Annotated in this window: 14 protein-coding genes and 6 tRNA genes; 10 read left to right on the top strand and 10 right to left on the bottom strand. The window is 61.0% G+C overall.

What is annotated here, in order from left to right; all coding sequences use genetic code 11:
- A partial coding sequence (locus ACYP2A_RS11860; RefSeq protein ID WP_459745180.1) for a putative bifunctional diguanylate cyclase/phosphodiesterase occupies positions 1 to 1,991 on the top strand: 1,991 nt, incomplete at its 5' end.
- Between the two features lies 1 nt (position 1,992).
- Here ACYP2A_RS11860 and ACYP2A_RS11855 read toward each other — a convergent pair.
- The 10 genes from ACYP2A_RS11855 to uvrB form a co-directional block, all read right to left on the bottom strand.
- The gene (locus ACYP2A_RS11855) at positions 1,993 to 2,955 is read right to left on the bottom strand and encodes a tRNA dihydrouridine synthase (protein WP_459745179.1); all 963 of its coding nucleotides are present in this window, start codon (positions 2,953 to 2,955) and stop codon (positions 1,993 to 1,995) included.
- A gap of 29 nt (positions 2,956 to 2,984) precedes the next feature.
- Positions 2,985 to 3,446 (bottom strand): acyl-CoA thioesterase, encoded by a 462-nt coding sequence (locus ACYP2A_RS11850; protein WP_459745178.1) that lies wholly within the window; start codon positions 3,444 to 3,446, stop codon positions 2,985 to 2,987.
- A gap of 171 nt (positions 3,447 to 3,617) precedes the next feature.
- Positions 3,618 to 3,693: transfer RNA gene (locus ACYP2A_RS11845), tRNA-Glu, on the bottom strand.
- Positions 3,694 to 3,737: 44 nt separating this feature from the next.
- Positions 3,738 to 3,813, bottom strand: a tRNA-Ala gene (locus ACYP2A_RS11840).
- Positions 3,814 to 3,865: 52 nt separating this feature from the next.
- Positions 3,866 to 3,941 (bottom strand) — tRNA-Glu (locus ACYP2A_RS11835).
- A 44-nt stretch (positions 3,942 to 3,985) separates the two neighbouring features.
- Positions 3,986 to 4,061, bottom strand: a tRNA-Ala gene (locus tag ACYP2A_RS11830).
- A 52-nt stretch (positions 4,062 to 4,113) separates the two neighbouring features.
- A tRNA-Glu gene (locus ACYP2A_RS11825) sits at positions 4,114 to 4,189 on the bottom strand.
- A 67-nt stretch (positions 4,190 to 4,256) separates the two neighbouring features.
- Positions 4,257 to 4,332: transfer RNA gene (locus ACYP2A_RS11820), tRNA-Ala, on the bottom strand.
- Between the two features lie 178 nt (positions 4,333 to 4,510).
- The gene (gene gltX, locus ACYP2A_RS11815; RefSeq protein ID WP_459745177.1) at positions 4,511 to 5,992 is read right to left on the bottom strand and encodes a glutamate--tRNA ligase; all 1,482 of its coding nucleotides are present in this window, start codon (positions 5,990 to 5,992) and stop codon (positions 4,511 to 4,513) included.
- 159 nt (positions 5,993 to 6,151) lie between these two features.
- Positions 6,152 to 8,167: an excinuclease ABC subunit UvrB gene (gene uvrB, locus ACYP2A_RS11810; RefSeq protein WP_459745176.1), complete on the bottom strand. Its 2,016-nt coding sequence runs from the start codon at positions 8,165 to 8,167 to the stop codon at positions 6,152 to 6,154.
- A 310-nt stretch (positions 8,168 to 8,477) separates the two neighbouring features.
- Here uvrB and ACYP2A_RS11805 point away from each other — a divergent pair, with 310 nt between their 5' ends.
- The 9 genes from ACYP2A_RS11805 (at position 8,478) to ACYP2A_RS11765 (ending at position 16,133) form a co-directional block, all read left to right on the top strand.
- Complete coding sequence (locus tag ACYP2A_RS11805) at positions 8,478 to 9,674, top strand: amino acid aminotransferase (protein WP_459745175.1); 1,197 nt, start codon at positions 8,478 to 8,480, stop codon at positions 9,672 to 9,674.
- Between the two features lie 249 nt (positions 9,675 to 9,923).
- Complete coding sequence (locus ACYP2A_RS11800; RefSeq protein WP_459745174.1) at positions 9,924 to 11,150, top strand: PepSY-associated TM helix domain-containing protein; 1,227 nt, start codon at positions 9,924 to 9,926, stop codon at positions 11,148 to 11,150.
- Positions 11,147 to 11,686: a thiamine pyrophosphate-binding protein gene (locus ACYP2A_RS11795; RefSeq protein ID WP_459745173.1), complete on the top strand. Its 540-nt coding sequence runs from the start codon at positions 11,147 to 11,149 to the stop codon at positions 11,684 to 11,686. The genes ACYP2A_RS11800 and ACYP2A_RS11795 overlap by 4 nt, the downstream gene beginning before the upstream one ends.
- Positions 11,683 to 12,006 carry a hypothetical protein gene (locus ACYP2A_RS11790; RefSeq protein ID WP_459745172.1) on the top strand — a complete coding sequence of 108 codons (324 nt, stop codon included), beginning with the start codon at positions 11,683 to 11,685 and terminating at the stop codon, positions 12,004 to 12,006. The genes ACYP2A_RS11795 and ACYP2A_RS11790 overlap by 4 nt, the downstream gene beginning before the upstream one ends.
- Positions 12,003 to 12,587 carry a DUF6162 family protein gene (locus ACYP2A_RS11785; protein WP_459745171.1) on the top strand — a complete coding sequence of 195 codons (585 nt, stop codon included), beginning with the start codon at positions 12,003 to 12,005 and terminating at the stop codon, positions 12,585 to 12,587. Before ACYP2A_RS11790 ends, ACYP2A_RS11785 begins: the two co-directional genes overlap by 4 nt.
- A 35-nt stretch (positions 12,588 to 12,622) precedes the next feature.
- On the top strand, positions 12,623 to 13,564 hold the full coding sequence (locus ACYP2A_RS11780; RefSeq protein ID WP_459745170.1) for a metal ABC transporter substrate-binding protein: 942 nt from the start codon (positions 12,623 to 12,625) through the stop codon (positions 13,562 to 13,564).
- Positions 13,561 to 14,313 (top strand): metal ABC transporter ATP-binding protein, encoded by a 753-nt coding sequence (locus tag ACYP2A_RS11775; RefSeq protein WP_459745169.1) that lies wholly within the window; start codon positions 13,561 to 13,563, stop codon positions 14,311 to 14,313. The genes ACYP2A_RS11780 and ACYP2A_RS11775 overlap by 4 nt, the downstream gene beginning before the upstream one ends.
- A complete protein-coding gene (locus ACYP2A_RS11770; RefSeq protein WP_459745168.1) occupies positions 14,313 to 15,212 on the top strand; it encodes a metal ABC transporter permease in 900 nt (299 codons plus the stop codon). Before ACYP2A_RS11775 ends, ACYP2A_RS11770 begins: the two co-directional genes overlap by 1 nt.
- Positions 15,213 to 16,133: a metal ABC transporter solute-binding protein, Zn/Mn family gene (locus tag ACYP2A_RS11765; RefSeq protein ID WP_459745167.1), complete on the top strand. Its 921-nt coding sequence runs from the start codon at positions 15,213 to 15,215 to the stop codon at positions 16,131 to 16,133.
- Position 16,134 lies beyond the last annotated feature (1 nt).

The raw sequence follows: 16,134 nt of genomic DNA, 5'->3' as shown, positions 1-16,134 counted from the left end.
TGCCGGCTTGGGGCTGGCGCCAGCCCAGCGAAGCTTTTTTCCGTTGCTTGCCGGCGGATGAACGTCAGCGCCTGCTCAGCCTGTATCGCGGCTGGCTCGACGCTGACGACGACACGCTGCACGCCACCTATCGCCTTGACCTGCCAGACGGCAGCACGCGCCTGCTGGAAACCCGTGCGCGCTTGTACCGCGACGAGCATGGTGCGCCGCTGCGCCTGTTCGGCACTCTGCTCGACATCACCAGCCAGCAAGCCCAGGCGGCGCTGGATGACACCCGCGAAAAATTCGCCAAAGCGTTTCACTCCAGCCCCGACTCGATCACCATTACCGAACGCATCAGCGGCCGCTACCTGGAGGTCAACGACGGTTTCTGTCGCCTGACCGGCTACGCCATCGACGAGGTGCTGGGGCGCACGGCGCACGACATCAATATCTGGGGCAGCGTCGAACAACGCCTGCAGATGGTAGAACTCCTGCAACAGCATGGCCGCATCCATCACCGCGAGATGCTCGGGCGCAATAAACAAGGCGATTTGCTGGTGCTGGATGTCTGCGTCGAGCCCATTACCCTGCACGACATCGACTGCCTGCTGATGACGGCTCGGGATATCACCCAACTCAAGAGCGCCCAGGCCCAGATTCAACACCTGGCCTATCACGACCCACTGACCAACCTGCCCAATCGCGCCCTGCTCAACGACCGGCTCAGCCAGCAGATTTCTCTACTCAGGCACCACAACCTGCGCGGTGCGCTGATGTTTCTCGACCTGGATCACTTCAAGCACATCAACGATTCGCTGGGCCATCCGCTGGGCGACAGCGTGCTGAAGATCGTCACTGCCCGCCTGGAGGCCAGCGTGCGCCAGGAAGATACGGTAGCGCGGCTGGGCGGCGATGAGTTCGTGGTCTTGATCAGCGGCCTGGAAGGCCCACGCAAGCAGGTCACCGAGCAAGTTCGCGAACAGGCCGATACCCTGCGCGAACTGCTCTCCGAGCCGATGTTTCTCGACGGCCACCGCTTGCAGGTCACCCCCAGTATCGGCATCGCCCTGATCCCCGACCACGGCACCAACCCCGCCGACCTGCTAAAGCGCGCCGACATCGCCCTGTATCGCGCCAAAGACTCAGGGCGCAACACGTCACAGCTGTTTCACTACAGCATGCAGAAAGCCGCCAGCGACCGTCTGCGTCTGGAAAACGATTTGCGCATGGCGCTGGTGCGCAGCGAGTTTTATCTGTGCTATCAGGCCCAGGTGGACGCCCGCGACCAACGAATCGTCGGCGCAGAAGCTCTGCTGCGCTGGCAGCACCCTGAGCACGGCTTGCTCGCCCCATCGCAATTTGTGCCAGTGCTGGAAGAAAGCGGGATGATTCTGGAAGTCGGCAGCCGGGTACTTGAACAGGCGTGCCATGCGTGCAGCCAGTTACTGCGCCAGGGACTGATCGAACGAGACGACTTCAAGATGGCCGTCAACATCAGTCCGCGCCAGTTTCACCAGAACGACTTTGTCGAACGTATCGAGCGCACGCTACGCACCTGCCAGTTGCCCGGCAGCATGCTCAAGCTCGAAATCACTGAAAGCATGGTCATTCAGAACATGGATGACACCATTACCAAGATGCTGCGCCTGAAAAAAATAGGCATCAGCTTCGCAATGGACGATTTTGGTACGGGTTACTCGTCGCTGACCTACCTCAAGCGCCTGCCGATCGACACCTTGAAGATCGACCAGTCATTCGTGCGCGACGCGTGCTCCGATCCCAATGACGCAGAAATCATCCGTGCCATCGCGGCCATGGCCCAGAGCCTCAACCTGCATGTGGTCGCCGAAGGCGTGGAAACGCCCGAACAATTGGCGTTTCTTCAGCAGTCAGGCTGTCATATCTATCAAGGTTATCTGTTCAGCGAACCGCTGGAAGATCCAGCCTTTGAAGCCCTGCTGCGGCTGCAGGGACATTTGCAGGAGGATTTCTCGAAAGCGCCTGTTTGACTCAAGCCGGCAAGGGCTCAGGCGCATAGCCCAACAGCATGCCGACCCGCTCGCAATCGGTTTCACGACGCAACAGGTCGAACATCACAGTGGCCTCGGGATAGCTCTTGGTCAGCAGCACCAGCCACTGCTTGAGGCGGCCCGGCGCCTGTAGCGCGGTCAGCTTGACCAGGCACGCGGCCCAGAACAGGCGCAGCATCGGCTGCAGCTCGGCCCAGGTCAGGGGCTCGACGGTCTCGCCACGCGCTGCTGCCGCGATCTGCCGCGCCAGGTCAGGTTTCGCGACCAGCCCACGACCCAGCATGATGTCTTTAGCGCCACAGACAGATTTGCAACGCTGCCAGTCTTCGACGCTCCAGATCTCGCCATTGGCGACCACTGGCACCTTGACCACTTCCTGAATCCGCGCAATCCACTCCCAGTGTGCCGGCGGCTTGTAGCCGTCGAGCTTGGTGCGCGCATGCACGACGATCCGGGCCGCGCCGCCATCGACCAGCGCACGGGCGCAATCAAGGGCCTGATCGGTATTTTCATAACCCAGACGCATCTTGGCGGTCACTGGAATGTCTGCAGGCACCGCACGGCGCACCTGGCTGACGATGGAATGCAGCAAGTCAGGCTCGCGCAGCAAAATCGCACCGCCACGCGAGCGATTGACGGTCTTGGCCGGGCAGCCGAAGTTGAGGTCCAGCACCGGCGCGCCCAACTCGCAGGCAAAGGCGGCATTTTCTGCCAGACATCCAGGATCGGAACCGAGCAACTGCACGTGCATCGGTACACCAGCGGCGGTTTTTGCACCGTTCGGCAGCTCGGAGGCCAGCTTGTAGAAATAACTGGCCGGCATCAGCCGGTCGGTCACCCGGATGAACTCGGTCACGCACCAGTCGATGCCACCGACCCGGGTCAGTACATCGCGCAGAATGTCGTCAACCAGGCCTTCCATGGGCGCCAGGGCAATTTGCATGGGTGATACTCGAAAAAAAGTCCGGCAGTTTACTGGGCGCTACCGGGAATGGAAACGGCGCTTGGGCAGATTGCTGCACCATAACCGTCGATGAACTCATCGGGCATGCGTTTGGGACGGCCGCTGGATAGCTCGATACAGACAAACGTGGTTTGCGCGCGCAGCAGAGTCATACCATCGGCAGCGCGACGCAATTGAAAACGCCGCCTCATTTTCAGACGTTTGTCCCAATCAACGATCCAGGTAGCCAGTTGCAGCTCGTCGTTTTCATAGGCGCTGGCCAAATAGTCGATTTCATGACGAATCACCGCCATGGCCCGATCCAGACGTCGGTATTCACTCAGATCCAGCCCAAGCTGCTGCGAATGCCGCCAGGCACAGCGCTCCAGCCAGGCGACATACACCGCATTGTTGGCGTGGCCCAGCCCGTCGATATCGTCGGCTGTGACAGTCAGATCGATGATGAAAGGCGTTGCGAGGTCCCAGACCATGCGTGCTCCTTGCGGTGGCGGCTTCATTAGACAAAGCAGTGTAGCAAGCGCAGGTGCAGGGCATGGCGGGTGAGGACAAGGAAAATAAAGCGCTGGAAAAACAAGCACTTAAAAAACAAAAGGGCCATTCAATAAACGAATGACCCTTGGGCCCGCATACGCGGAAAATTGTGGCGTCCCCTAGGGGACTCGAACCCCTGTTACCGCCGTGAAAGGGCGGTGTCCTAGGCCACTAGACGAAGGGGACGCAAAACCTTCTATCGAATCCGCCTTGCGGCGAATCTGGCAAATTGGTGGAGCTAAGCGGGATCGAACCGCTGACCTCCTGCATGCCATGCAGGCGCTCTCCCAGCTGAGCTATAGCCCCGAATTTAACGCCTTGCGGCGCAGATCAGCCTTACGGCATCACTGGGTAAAACTGGCGTCCCCTAGGGGACTCGAACCCCTGTTACCGCCGTGAAAGGGCGGTGTCCTAGGCCACTAGACGAAGGGGACGCAAAACCTTCTATCGGGCCCGCCTTTCGGCGAACCTGGCAAATTGGTGGAGCTAAGCGGGATCGAACCGCTGACCTCCTGCATGCCATGCAGGCGCTCTCCCAGCTGAGCTATAGCCCCGAATTTAACGCCTTGCGGCGCAGATCAGCCTTGCGGCATCACTGGGTGAAACTGGCGTCCCCTAGGGGACTCGAACCCCTGTTACCGCCGTGAAAGGGCGGTGTCCTAGGCCACTAGACGAAGGGGACAAACCTTCTTCTGACCGGTTACCCGGTCGATTCAAACCCTTTGCTGGAAGGCTTTGAATCTGAAATTTGGTGGAGCTAAGCGGGATCGAACCGCTGACCTCCTGCATGCCATGCAGGCGCTCTCCCAGCTGAGCTATAGCCCCACATCAGTGGACGGGGCGCATGTTAAGAGCGTTTGGAATATCTGTCAAATTTATTTTCGAGGAATTTCAAAAAAAAATTCCGATATAACAAACACTTACCGTATCAACCCGAAAAAACCTGCAGCCGGACGGCGGTCGAAGCCCTGTTTTCAGGGGTCCGGCCGCCGTTCTGAATGGATCAGCCGATGGCGCCCAGCAGCTTTTCCCATTCCTTGTTTTCTTTCTTCGACACACCGCCCAGCAGATCAAGCGCCTGGCGCAGACGGAAACGGGTCAGGTCCGGCCCGAGAATTTCCATGGCATCGAGTACCGACACCGAACTGGCTTGCCCTGTGATCGCCGCAAACATCAATGGCATAGCATCGCGCAGCTTCAACTGCAGATGATCGACCACCGCCTGGATGGTGGCGGTAATCGCCTCCTTGTTCCATTGACGCAACGACTCAAGCTTCCACAGCAACAACTGCATCAACTGACGCACTTGCTCAGGCGAGAGCTTCTTGTGCTCGAACAGCGCGGCGTCGGGGTTCACGCCACCGGCGAAGAAGAAGCCGGCCAGCGGTGCAACCTGGCTGAATGTCTCTACCCTGCCCTGCACATGCGGAGCGATCTGCATCAGGTACTCAGGGTTGAATGCCCACTTCTGCAGACGACTGGCAAACTGCTCGACCGGCAACTCACGCAGCCACTGGCCATTGAGCCACGACAGCTTCTCGATATCGAAGATCGGCCCGCCCAGGGAAATACGCGACAGGTCGAAGTTGTCGACCATTTCCTGCAAGGTGAATTTCTCGCGCTCGTCAGGCATCGACCAGCCCATGCGCCCCAGGTAATTGAGCATTGCCTCAGGCATGAAGCCCATGCGCTCGTAGAAGGTCACCGAGGTCGGGTTCTTGCGCTTGGACAGCTTGCTCTTGTCCGGGTTACGCAGCAGCGGCATGTAGCACAGCTGCGGCTTGTCCCAGCCAAAGTATTCGTACAGCAGAATCAGCTTGGGCGCCGAGGGCAGCCACTCTTCACCGCGCAACACGTGGGTGATGCCCATCAGATGGTCATCGACCACGTTGGCCAGGAAGTAGGTCGGCAGGCCGTCGGCCTTCATCAGAACCTGCATGTCCATGCGGTCCCACGGAATTTCCACGTCGCCACGCAGCAGGTCAGGCACCACACAAACGCCTTCGCTCGGCACCTTCATGCGAATCACATGCGGCTCGCCGGCGGCCAGGCGGCGCTGTACTTCTTCAGGCGACAACAACAGCGCACGACCGTCGTAGCGCGGGGTTTCACCACGTGCCTGTTGTTCGGCGCGCATCTGATCCAGCTCTTCTGCAGTGCAGAAGCACGGGAAGGCATGGCCCATCTCCACCAGTTGGCGGGCGTATTCGCGGTAGATATCGCCCCGCTCGCTTTGCCGGTACGGGCCGTGCGGACCGCCGACATCCGGGCCTTCGTTCCACTCGATGCCCAGCCAGCGCAGCGCGTCGAAAATCTGCTGCTCGGACTCGCGGGTGGAACGCACCTGGTCGGTGTCTTCGATCCGCAGAATGAACTCGCCGCCGTGCTGCTTGGCGAAGCAGTAGTTGAACAGCGCGATATACGCGGTGCCGACGTGGGGATCGCCGGTAGGCGATGGCGCGATGCGGGTACGAACGGTGGTCATGGATAATCCCGGATAGGTCGATCAAACGACGAATCTTAGCAGGAGCTAACGGCAGCTGTAAGCTTCAAGCAACAAGCGGCAAGCAAGCAGCGGTGCACTCAGGGGCCGGGCAAACGCCTGCTTTTGCTTGCTGCTTGAAACTTGCGGCTTGCGACTGCTTTAAACCTTGAGCAGGCGTTCGCGCAGCTTGGTGATTTCGTCGCGCATTTGTGCGGCGGCTTCGAATTCCAGGTCGCGGGCCAGTTCGTACATCTTTTCTTCGAGCTGACGGATACGCTTGGTGATTTCGCTTGGCGAGCGCAGTTCGTTCTCGGCGCGGGCCAGTTCCTCGGCGGCCTTGGCGGCACCCTTGCGCTTTTTGCTGCGCGCACCGGGCACGGTGGCACCTTCAAGAATGTCGGCCACATCGCGCGACACCCCTTTGGGGGTGATGCCATTGGCCTCGTTGAAGGCGATCTGTTTGTCACGCCGGCGCTCGGTCTCGCCGATGGCACGCTCCATCGACCCGGTCATCTGGTCGGCATACAGGATGGCCCGGCCATTGAGGTTACGGGCGGCGCGACCGATGGTCTGGATCAGCGAGCGCTCGGAACGCAGGAAGCCTTCCTTGTCGGCATCCAGAATCGCCACGAGCGCGACCTCGGGCATGTCCAGACCTTCACGCAGCAGGTTGATGCCCACCAGCACATCGAAGGCGCCCAGCCGCAGGTCACGGATAATCTCGACCCGCTCCACGGTGTCGATATCCGAGTGCAGGTAGCGAACCCGCGCGCCGTGGTCACCCAGATAGTCGGTAAGGTCTTCGGCCATGCGCTTGGTCAGCGTGGTAACCAGCACGCGCTCGTCGACCGCCACGCACTTCTTGATTTCCGACAACAGGTCATCGACCTGGGTCAGCGCCGGGCGAATCTCGACCTGCGGATCGACCAGGCCGGTTGGCCGCACCACCTGCTCGATCACCCGGCCGGCATGCTCGGCCTCGTAATTGCCCGGTGTGGCCGAGACAAAGATGGTCTGCGGGCTGATCGCCTCCCATTCATCGAAACGCATCGGCCGGTTATCCAGCGCCGAGGGCAGGCGAAAGCCATATTCGACCAGGGTTTCCTTGCGCGAACGGTCCCCCTTGTACATAGCGCCAACCTGGGAAACGCTGACGTGGGATTCGTCGATTACCAGCAACGCGTCGGCCGGCAGGTAGTCGAACAGGGTCGGCGGCGGCGCACCGGAAGGCCGGCCGGACAAGTAGCGCGAGTAGTTTTCGATGCCGTTGCAGTAGCCCAGCTCCAGCATCATTTCCAGATCGAAACGGGTGCGCTGCTCCAGGCGCTGGGCCTCCAGCAGCTTGTTGGCACCGCGCAGGTAATCAAGCCGCTCTTGCAGCTCGACCTTGATGCCCTCTATGGCGTCCAGCAGTGTCTCCCGCGGTGTCACATAGTGACTCTTGGGATAAAAGGTAAAGCGCGGCAGCTTGTTGATCACCTCGCCGGTCAGCGGATCAAAGGACGACAGGCTCTCGACTTCGTCGTCGAACAGTTCGATACGGATCGCCTCAAGGTCCGATTCGGCCGGATAAACGTCGATCACATCGCCGCGCACGCGAAAGGTGGCGCGAGCAAAATCCATGTCGTTGCGGGTGTATTGCAGGTCGGCCAGGCGGCGCAGCAAGGCGCGCTGGTCGAGCTTGTCGCCCCGGTCGATGTGCAAGACCATGCGCAGATAGGTTTCCGGGCTGCCCAGACCATAGATGCACGACACCGTGGTAACGATGATGGCGTCCTTGCGCTCCAGCAGCGCCTTGGTTGCCGACAGGCGCATTTGCTCGATGTGGTCGTTGATCGAGGCATCCTTCTCGATGAAGGTGTCCGACGACGGCACATAGGCTTCAGGCTGGTAGTAGTCGTAGTACGAGACGAAATACTCCACCGCGTTATTCGGGAAAAACGCCTTGAACTCGCCATACAACTGCGCAGCCAACGTCTTGTTCGGCGCCAGCACCAGCGTCGGGCGCTGCACCTGGGCAATGACGTTGGCGATACTGAATGTCTTGCCTGAGCCTGTCACACCCAGCAGGGTCTGGTGCGCCAGCCCCGCCTCGATGCCTTCGACCATCTGCCGGATGGCTTCAGGCTGGTCGCCAGCGGGTTGAAAACGGGTGACGAGCTGAAACTCGGACATAGCGTGCCTCTTGGGTGATGGGCGCCGACAGCGGACCGCATCCGCTGCTCTCGAAAGACGCCTGACCTGATCAGATGGAGCCGGGCAACGGGCTTTTCAAGACCGTACTACAGCCTGCCATTACAGAGTTGAGGTTACACACGCCGCATCGTTCGAGAAAAAATTTGAAATACCTTGAAAAAACCATGGCTGCACAGTCGCGGCGCCGCACACAGCTCACTATACTGACTCCCCGTTTGTGCACTGCTCTGGGGCATTCGGACCGGGCGTGCATTCCTTACACCTCCCCTACTCAGAGCTGCCGCAAACAATGAGCCTGTTCTCCGCTGTCGAAATGGCACCACGCGATCCTATCCTGGGCCTCAACGAAGCATTCAACGCCGATACCCGCACCACCAAGATCAACCTTGGCGTGGGTGTCTACTGTGACGAAGACGGGCGCATCCCGCTGCTGCGCGCGGTGGCCGAAGCCGAGAAGATCCGCGTGGCTCAACACGCCCCGCGTGGCTACCTGCCGATCGACGGCATTGCCGCCTACGACCTCGCCGTGCAGAAGCTGCTGCTGGGCGCCGATTCGCCGCTGATCGCTTCTGGCCGGGTGCTGACCACTCAAGCCGTAGGTGGCACCGGCGCACTGAAGATCGGTGCCGACTTCCTCAAGCAACTGTTGCCGGGCGCCGTGGTTGCCATCAGCGACCCGAGCTGGGAAAACCACCGCGCCCTGTTCGAGACCGCCGGTTTCCCGGTGCAGACCTACCGCTACTACGACGCTGCCAGCCACGATGTCGATCGCACCGGCATGCTCGAAGACCTCAACAGCCTGCCCGCCGGCTCGATCATCGTGCTGCACGCCTGCTGCCATAACCCGACCGGCGTCGACCTTAATCTGGAAGACTGGAAAAAGGTGCTGGAAGTGGTCAAGGCCAAGGGCCACGTGCCGTTCCTCGACATGGCTTACCAGGGTTTCGGCAAGGGCATCGACGAAGACGCCGCTGCCGTGCGCCTGTTTGCCGATTCTGGCCTGACCTTCTTTGCCTCAAGCTCCTTCTCCAAGTCGCTGTCGCTGTACGGCGAACGTGTCGGCGCGCTGTCGATCATCACCGACTCCAAAGAAGAAACCGGCCGCGTGCTCTCGCAGGTCAAGCGTGTGATCCGCACCAACTATTCCAACCCGCCGACCCATGGCGCGATCATTTCCGCCGCCGTGCTCAACGATCCGGCCCTGCGCCAGGTGTGGGAAGAAGAACTGGGCGAAATGCGCGTGCGCATTCACGGCATGCGCAAAGCCATGGTCGAGCGCCTGGCGAATAATCCTGCCGGTCAAGACTTCAGCTTCGTCAGCCGCCAGCAAGGCATGTTCTCGTATTCAGGCCTGACTGCACCGCAGGTGCTGCGCCTGCGTGACGAGTTCGGCATCTATGCGCTGGACACTGGCCGTATCTGTGTAGCCGCACTGAACCAGAAAAATATCGACCAGGTGTGCAACGCCATCATCCAGGTGCTGTAACACCTCACGGTACTGGTCGCCCGTAAGCACACCCCAGTGCTTACGGGCGATTGCCTCGATTCATTCGAGCTGATACAGCCTTTGAAATAATTTTTTACATCTTTTCCCCTGCCTGACCTTACAGGTATTTCATTCTCGTTCGTCTTTATCTAGATACGACGGCTACGTCTGCTCTAGCCACGGCCGTATGGAAGCAAACGGAGTCTGCCCAAAAGGGCCACTCCACTCCGTGAATCGAGACCGTTATTCATGTCCAAGAAATCCCGCTCAAAACTCTGGTTCCTGGTGCACAGCTGGGTGGCTTTGCCTATCTGGTTCTTTGTCCTGATCGTCTGCGTGACCGGCACCCTGGCCGTGGTCAGCAAGGAGATCATGTGGCTGGCCAATCCCGAAATGCGCGCCAACGCCCCGGCGGACGATGCGCCGCGCCTGAGCTTCGAACAGGTGCGCACGATCATCAAGCAGAACGAGCCTGATGTGTACGTAGGGTCGATTTCCCAGCCAGATGGTGATTATTTCGCACTCAGCGCCCGCCTGACCTACCCGGACGGACGCGCCGTGGCGGCGTACGTCAACCCGTATACAGGGATTATCCAGGGCGTCACCCCCTCATTTGACTTCCGTTTTTTCACCCGGGCACTGCATGGCTGGTGGCTGGTGCCGTTCACCAATGGCTATTCGTGGGGCTGGTACCTGGTGTCGTTTCTGGGTATCCCGATGCTGGTATCCCTGATTACGGGCCTGGTGGTCTACAAGAAGTTCTGGAAAGGCTTTTTCAAGCCGACCCTGCGTTTCAACCATGGCTCGCGGATTTTCTGGGGCGACTTTCACCGCCTGAGCGGTATCTGGTCGATCTGGTTTATCGTGGTGATCTCGATCACCGGCACCTGGTTTCTGATTCAGGCGATTCTGGGCGACAACCAGATCAGCCTGTCCAGCCGCGCGGCAGCGGCCTCGATCCTGCCGCACAGTGCAGTACCGCTGACCGCCGACGGCAAACCGGTTCCCACCATCAGCCTGGACAAGGCCATCGAGATTGCCCAATCAAAAATTCCAGGCCTGGAAGCCAGCTTTATCAGCCCGCCTTCCAACGCCTACAGCAATATGAACATCGCTGGCCGCAGCTGGTATCCGCTGATGTTCCAAACAGCTGAAATCAACCCGTATACCGGCGAGGTTGCCTCTACACACCTGCTGTCGGACCGCAACAAGATCGAGTTCGTCACCGAATCCATGCGCCCACTGCACACCGGCGATTTCGGCGGCATCTGGATCAAGCTGATCTGGGCATTCTTCGGCCTGGTGCTGAGCATGATGGTGTTGAGCGGCCTGCTGATCTGGACCAAGCGCACCGCCCAGGCCACTCTCAACGCGCTCAAGCGTGAAGCCAAGGCAGCCAGGCCCAAACCCAGCCCCGAGCCACAAGCAGGCATGCGCCCAGCCCTGGCCAAAGAAACTGCGGAGAACGCCCTGTGAGCAAGGCTGCGACTGTTCAACCGTCCTCGCCCCTGAGCCGTTTCTGGTACAAGTGGCGCTTCCACATCAACGTACTGTTGCTATTGATTCCGCTAGGCTTCATGCCTAAATACTTTGCCGATGCCGCGTTGTTTCGCGGCGACAAAGGTCTGGGTGAGCACGATATCGGTCAGATACAGGTCGGCCCATGGAGCCTGCGCCTGGCCGAAGAGAGTGCCGAGGCGCCGCGTTCATTCGGTGCCGGCCCCAGCAAAACCTTCAATGCCACGCTGTGCCCCGAGTGCATCGACCGGGTCAAGGCCACTTACCTGCGCATCGGCAAGCCACGCAGCCTGCGCACCGCCGGCTTTATTTTCTTCGGCCCCGGCTACCGCATGGGCGCCTTCATGCAGATCCCGGAAACCACCGCCCCCGACGCCGAACTGTGGATCACCATGGAAGGCTGGGATGGCGCCGTCCACCAGACGTCAATCCCGCTGGCGCAAGCCTCGCCGACCACGGTCGCCTGGTTGAAAAAGCAAGGAGTCAAAAAATGATCAACGCGTCTTTACGCCGCCTCGCAATGCTGGGCCTGCTGGGCCTGAGCGGTACCGCCCTGGCGCATAACCCGATCTGCGAATGTCAACAGGTCGACAGCGAGACCATTCGTTGCACCGGCGGTTTTTCCGATGGCAGCGGCGCCGCTGGCGTGACGCTGGATGTGATCGGCTATGACGAGACCATTCTGGTGCCCGGCAAACTGGGCGAGGATTCGACCCTGACCTTCAAGAAACCGGCGGCCGAGTTCTATGTGCTGTTCGACGCAGGTCCTGGTCACGTCGTGGAAATCGACCAGGCGGACATTGCCTCCCGATGAGCGCCCCTACCCGTCAAATCGTCCGCCCGGCCGGCGCCGGGCATGAAACCCTCTATGTCCTGCTGTTGTGCCTGCTGATCCTTGCGGTCGCGGGCTCGGTGGTCGGGCTGCGTGGGCAAAGCCATGAGCCTGAAGCGGTGGCCAGCCATCAGCTCGACGCCCGCCGTGACCTGAACGCGGCCGAGCAAGGTATTTATGCCGACCTGCGGGTGACCCTGGATGAAATCCGCCTGCTGGCGCAGGAGCAACAATCGCCCATCACCGTGCAGCAACTGGCCGACGAGGGTTTTGCGCCCTTTGCTCAGGACGCCAGCTCGGTCGCCCGCGGCGAGCATGCCTGGCAATTGCAGCAACAGTCTTATCTGGGCCTGAGCCGGTCGCCGGAGATCGCCGGCTCGTTCCTGCTGCGCGGTCATCCGCAGGCTGAGAAGCATGACGATGAGCAAGCGGATATCTGGCTCAACCGCAACGCCTCGCCCGCGACCCCGATCGATCTGAGCGACCAGGCGCTGATCGCTGCCGGCTGGAAACAGGTCGTCGCCCAATTCGATGCCGGGGTGACCCGCCAGCATCGGCACTGAACCCACGCATCCATCGCACAGAAGATCGCCTGACCATGCCCATCTCATTCAAACGCCGCCCTGTGTTGCGCGTGCTGCTGGCCGGCCTGTTCGCGCCCCTGCTCGCTGCCCTGCTGACCCCTGTAGCCAGTGCCGACCCGGCCAAGCGCCTGCGTATCGGCATCACCCTGCACCCCTACTACAGCTATGTCGCCAATATCGTCGGTGACAAGGCCGAAGTGGTACCGCTGATTCCGGCAGGCTTCAACCCGCACGCTTACGAGCCACGCGCCGAAGACATCAAGCGTATCGGCTCGCTGGATGTCATCGTGCTCAACGGCGTTGGCCATGACGACTTTGCCGACCGGATGATCCAGGCCAGCGAAAAACCCGATGTGCCAGTCATCGAGGCCAACGCCGATGTGCCGTTGCTGGCCGCCACCGGGATTGCCGCACGCGGCGCCGGCAAGGTGGTCAACCCGCACACTTTCCTGTCGATCAGCGCCTCGATTGCCCAGGTCAATAACATTGCCCGCGAGCTGGGCAAGCTCGACCCGGACAACGCCAAGACCTACACCGCCAACGCCCGCGCCTACGGCAAGCGCCTGCGCCAGATGCGCGCCGACGCACTGGCCAAGCTGACCCAGGCGCCCAACGCCGAGCTGCGCGTCGCCACCGTCCACGCCGCCTACGATTACCTGCTGCGCGAGTTCGGCCTGGAAGTGACCGCCGTGATCGAGCCCGCACATGGCATCGAGCCCAGCCCGAGCCAGTTGAAGAAGACCATCGACCAACTGCGTGAACTGGACGTGAAAGTGATTTTCTCGGAGATGGACTTTCCGTCCAGCTATGTCGACACCATCCAGCGCGAGTCCGGCGTGAAGCTGTATCCGCTGTCGCATATTTCCTACGGCGAGTACACCGCCGACAAGTATGAGAAAGACATGACCGGCAACCTCAACACCGTGGTCCGCGCCATTCAGGAGAGCGGCGCATGACCGCTGCCGAACACATTCAGGTGAACAGCCAGGGACCGAGCGTCGAATTCGCCGAGGTCAGCCTGACCCTCGGCCGCACCACGATTCTGGACCGCATCAGCTTTAACGTGCGTGCCGGCAGCGTGCATGCGCTGGTCGGCCCCAACGGCGGCGGCAAGAGTTCGCTGATCAAGACCCTGCTCGGGCAGATGCCGCATCAGGGCCAGCTTAGCCTGCAATGGCCGGGCGCTGCGGGCGTGATCGGCTATGTGCCGCAAGCGCTGGAGTTCGATCGCGGCCTGCCGATGACGGTTGAGGATTTCATGGCCGCCATGTGCCAGCGCCGTCCAGCCTTTCTGGGCCTGTCACGGCATTACGCCAAGCCTATCGGTGAGGCGCTGGAGCGGGTCGGCATGCAGGACAAACGCAAACGGCGCATGGGCGCATTGTCGGGCGGCGAACGCCAGCGCGTGCTGTTGGCCCAAGGCTTGATTCCGGCGCCGCAATTGCTGGTGCTCGATGAACCGATGTCGGCCCTTGATGAGCCGGGCATACAAGTCTTTGAGCGACTGCTGGTTGACTGGCGCCAGAGCGGCATCACAGTGTTGTGGATCGAGCACGACCTGGAAGCAGTCAAGCGCCTGGCCGATCAAGTCACCGGCTTGAACCGCCGGGTGTTGTTCGATGAGCCGGCGCAGACGGCCCTGACCCCGGAGCGGCTGTTGACGCTGTTCTCCGCCCACCCACGCAGCGCAGGGAGTGCCGGGTAATGTCCTACGAGAGTTTTCGCCTGTTCATTCAGGACCTGGCCAGCTCGGGCTATTTGCCCGAGTCACTGGCCTACGGTTTTGTCGTCAACGCCCTGCTCGCCGGCCTGCTGATCGGCCCGGTGCTCGGTGGTTTGGGCACGCTGGTGGTGGTCAAGCGCTTTGCGTTTTTCTCCGAAGCCGTCGGCCACGCCGCACTCACGGGTGTAGCCATCGGCATTCTGCTCGGCGAGCCGTACACCGGCCCTTACGGCAGCCTGTTCGGCTACTGCCTGCTGTTCGGTATTGTGCTCAACTATTTGCGCAACCGCACCGGCCTGACCCCGGACACCTTGATCGGCGTGTTCCTCTCGGTGTCGCTGGCGCTGGGCGCCAGCCTGCTGCTGGTGCTGGCCGGCAAGATTAACGTGCACATTCTCGAAAACGTGCTGTTCGGCTCGGTGCTGACGGTCAACGGTAACGACCTGCTGGTGCTGGCCATCGTCGGCGCGCTGGTCATGGGCCTGAGCCTGCCGCTGTACAACCGCATCATGCTGGCCAGCTTCAACCCGCAACTGGCCGCCGTGCGCGGCGTGGCGGTCAAGGTGCTGGATTATCTGTTCGTGATTCTGGTGACCCTGATCACCGTCGCGGCGGTGAAAGTCATCGGCGCCATTCTGGTCGGTGCACTGCTGGTGATCCCGGCCGCTGCCGCGCGCTTGCTGAGCCAGTCGCTCAAGGGCTTTTTCTGGGCCTCGGTGCTGATCGCCACGGTGAGCACGCTGTGCGGCATCCTGATGCCAATCGTCTTCGATCTGCCGGTGCCTTCGGGCGCAGCGATCATCCTGGTCTGCGGCGTCGCCTTCGCTTTGGCCGCCATCGCGCGCGGCACACTGCCCAGCCTCAAGGGGAATATCGGATAAATGCCCACTTCAAACCTGCGTAGCCTCGCCTTCGCCCTCGCTCTTGGCGGCGTGTTCAGCCCTGGCGTGATGGCCGTCGAAGCAAAAATAGAAGCTGCCCAGCCGGTGCGTATTCTGGCCAGCCTGCCGATCACTTACGGTCTTGGGCAAATTCTGCTCAAGGACAGCGGTGTAGCACTGGAGCGTGCAGCCGCCGCCAACCTGCCCGGCTCGCGGCAGAGCGCCTACTTCACCGGGCGCGGTGCCGAAGCGCTGCACAAACTGGCCACAAGCGCCGATGCAGTGATCGGTTTGCGTTCGATCTGGAGCGAAGACCCGCTGTACCCCAATGCCCGGCGCAGCAATATTCGTATCGTTGAAATAGATGCGGCACGTCCGGTGGACGGTGCCCTGCCCGGGGTTGCCTTGCAGCCCGAGCAAGGTATCGACGGCCTGAACAGCCAGCCCTGGCTGGCCAGCCACAATCTGGGGCGTATGGCCGATGTGTTGGCGGCCGATCTGGTGCGTCTGGCGCCTGCCGCAAAGCCGCGTATCGAGGCCAATCTGGCAAGCTTCAAGCAACAGTTGCTCAAGCTCAGCGCCGACAGCGAAAAGCGTTTGGCGCAGGCCGACAACGTTGCCGTGGTCAGTTTGTCTGACCGGCTTAACTATTTGATCAGCGGGCTCAACCTGGAGCTGGTCGAGCGCCAGGTGCTGACCGATGAACAGTGGACGCCTGAAGCGCTGCAAAAACTGACTACCACGCTCAAGGACAATGACGTGGCTGTGGTACTCGATCACCGCGACCCGCCAGCCCCGGTCAAGGCGGCCATCAGCGCCGCCGGCAGCCAGTTGCTGGTGGTGGGCAGCGAAAGCGACGATCCGCTGACCGGACTGCAAGCGGATGTCGATCAGTTGCTCAAGGCGCTGACCAAGGGCTGAT

The sequence above is a fragment of the Pseudomonas sp. 3A(2025) genome (assembly GCF_054589175.1).
The sequence above is the reverse complement of the archived record's forward strand: the minus strand, read 5'-3'. Positions and strand labels throughout refer to the sequence as shown.

Bases quoted from the DNA above. Each gene is read 5' to 3' on its own strand.
- ACYP2A_RS11855 (WP_459745179.1), bottom strand. From the start codon at position 2,955: ATGCAAATTGCCCTGGCGCCCATGGAAGGCCTGGTTGACGACATTCTG.
- ACYP2A_RS11850 (WP_459745178.1), bottom strand. From the start codon at position 3,446: ATGGTCTGGGACCTCGCAACGCCTTTCATCATCGATCTGACTGTCACA.
- gltX (WP_459745177.1), bottom strand. From the start codon at position 5,992: ATGACCACCGTTCGTACCCGCATCGCGCCATCGCCTACCGGCGATCCC.
- uvrB (WP_459745176.1), bottom strand. From the start codon at position 8,167: ATGTCCGAGTTTCAGCTCGTCACCCGTTTTCAACCCGCTGGCGACCAG.
- ACYP2A_RS11805 (WP_459745175.1), top strand. From the start codon at position 8,478: ATGAGCCTGTTCTCCGCTGTCGAAATGGCACCACGCGATCCTATCCTG.
- ACYP2A_RS11800 (WP_459745174.1), top strand. From the start codon at position 9,924: ATGTCCAAGAAATCCCGCTCAAAACTCTGGTTCCTGGTGCACAGCTGG.
- ACYP2A_RS11790 (WP_459745172.1), top strand. From the start codon at position 11,683: ATGATCAACGCGTCTTTACGCCGCCTCGCAATGCTGGGCCTGCTGGGC.
- ACYP2A_RS11785 (WP_459745171.1), top strand. From the start codon at position 12,003: ATGAGCGCCCCTACCCGTCAAATCGTCCGCCCGGCCGGCGCCGGGCAT.
- ACYP2A_RS11780 (WP_459745170.1), top strand. From the start codon at position 12,623: ATGCCCATCTCATTCAAACGCCGCCCTGTGTTGCGCGTGCTGCTGGCC.
- ACYP2A_RS11775 (WP_459745169.1), top strand. From the start codon at position 13,561: ATGACCGCTGCCGAACACATTCAGGTGAACAGCCAGGGACCGAGCGTC.
- ACYP2A_RS11770 (WP_459745168.1), top strand. From the start codon at position 14,313: ATGTCCTACGAGAGTTTTCGCCTGTTCATTCAGGACCTGGCCAGCTCG.
- ACYP2A_RS11765 (WP_459745167.1), top strand. From the start codon at position 15,213: ATGCCCACTTCAAACCTGCGTAGCCTCGCCTTCGCCCTCGCTCTTGGC.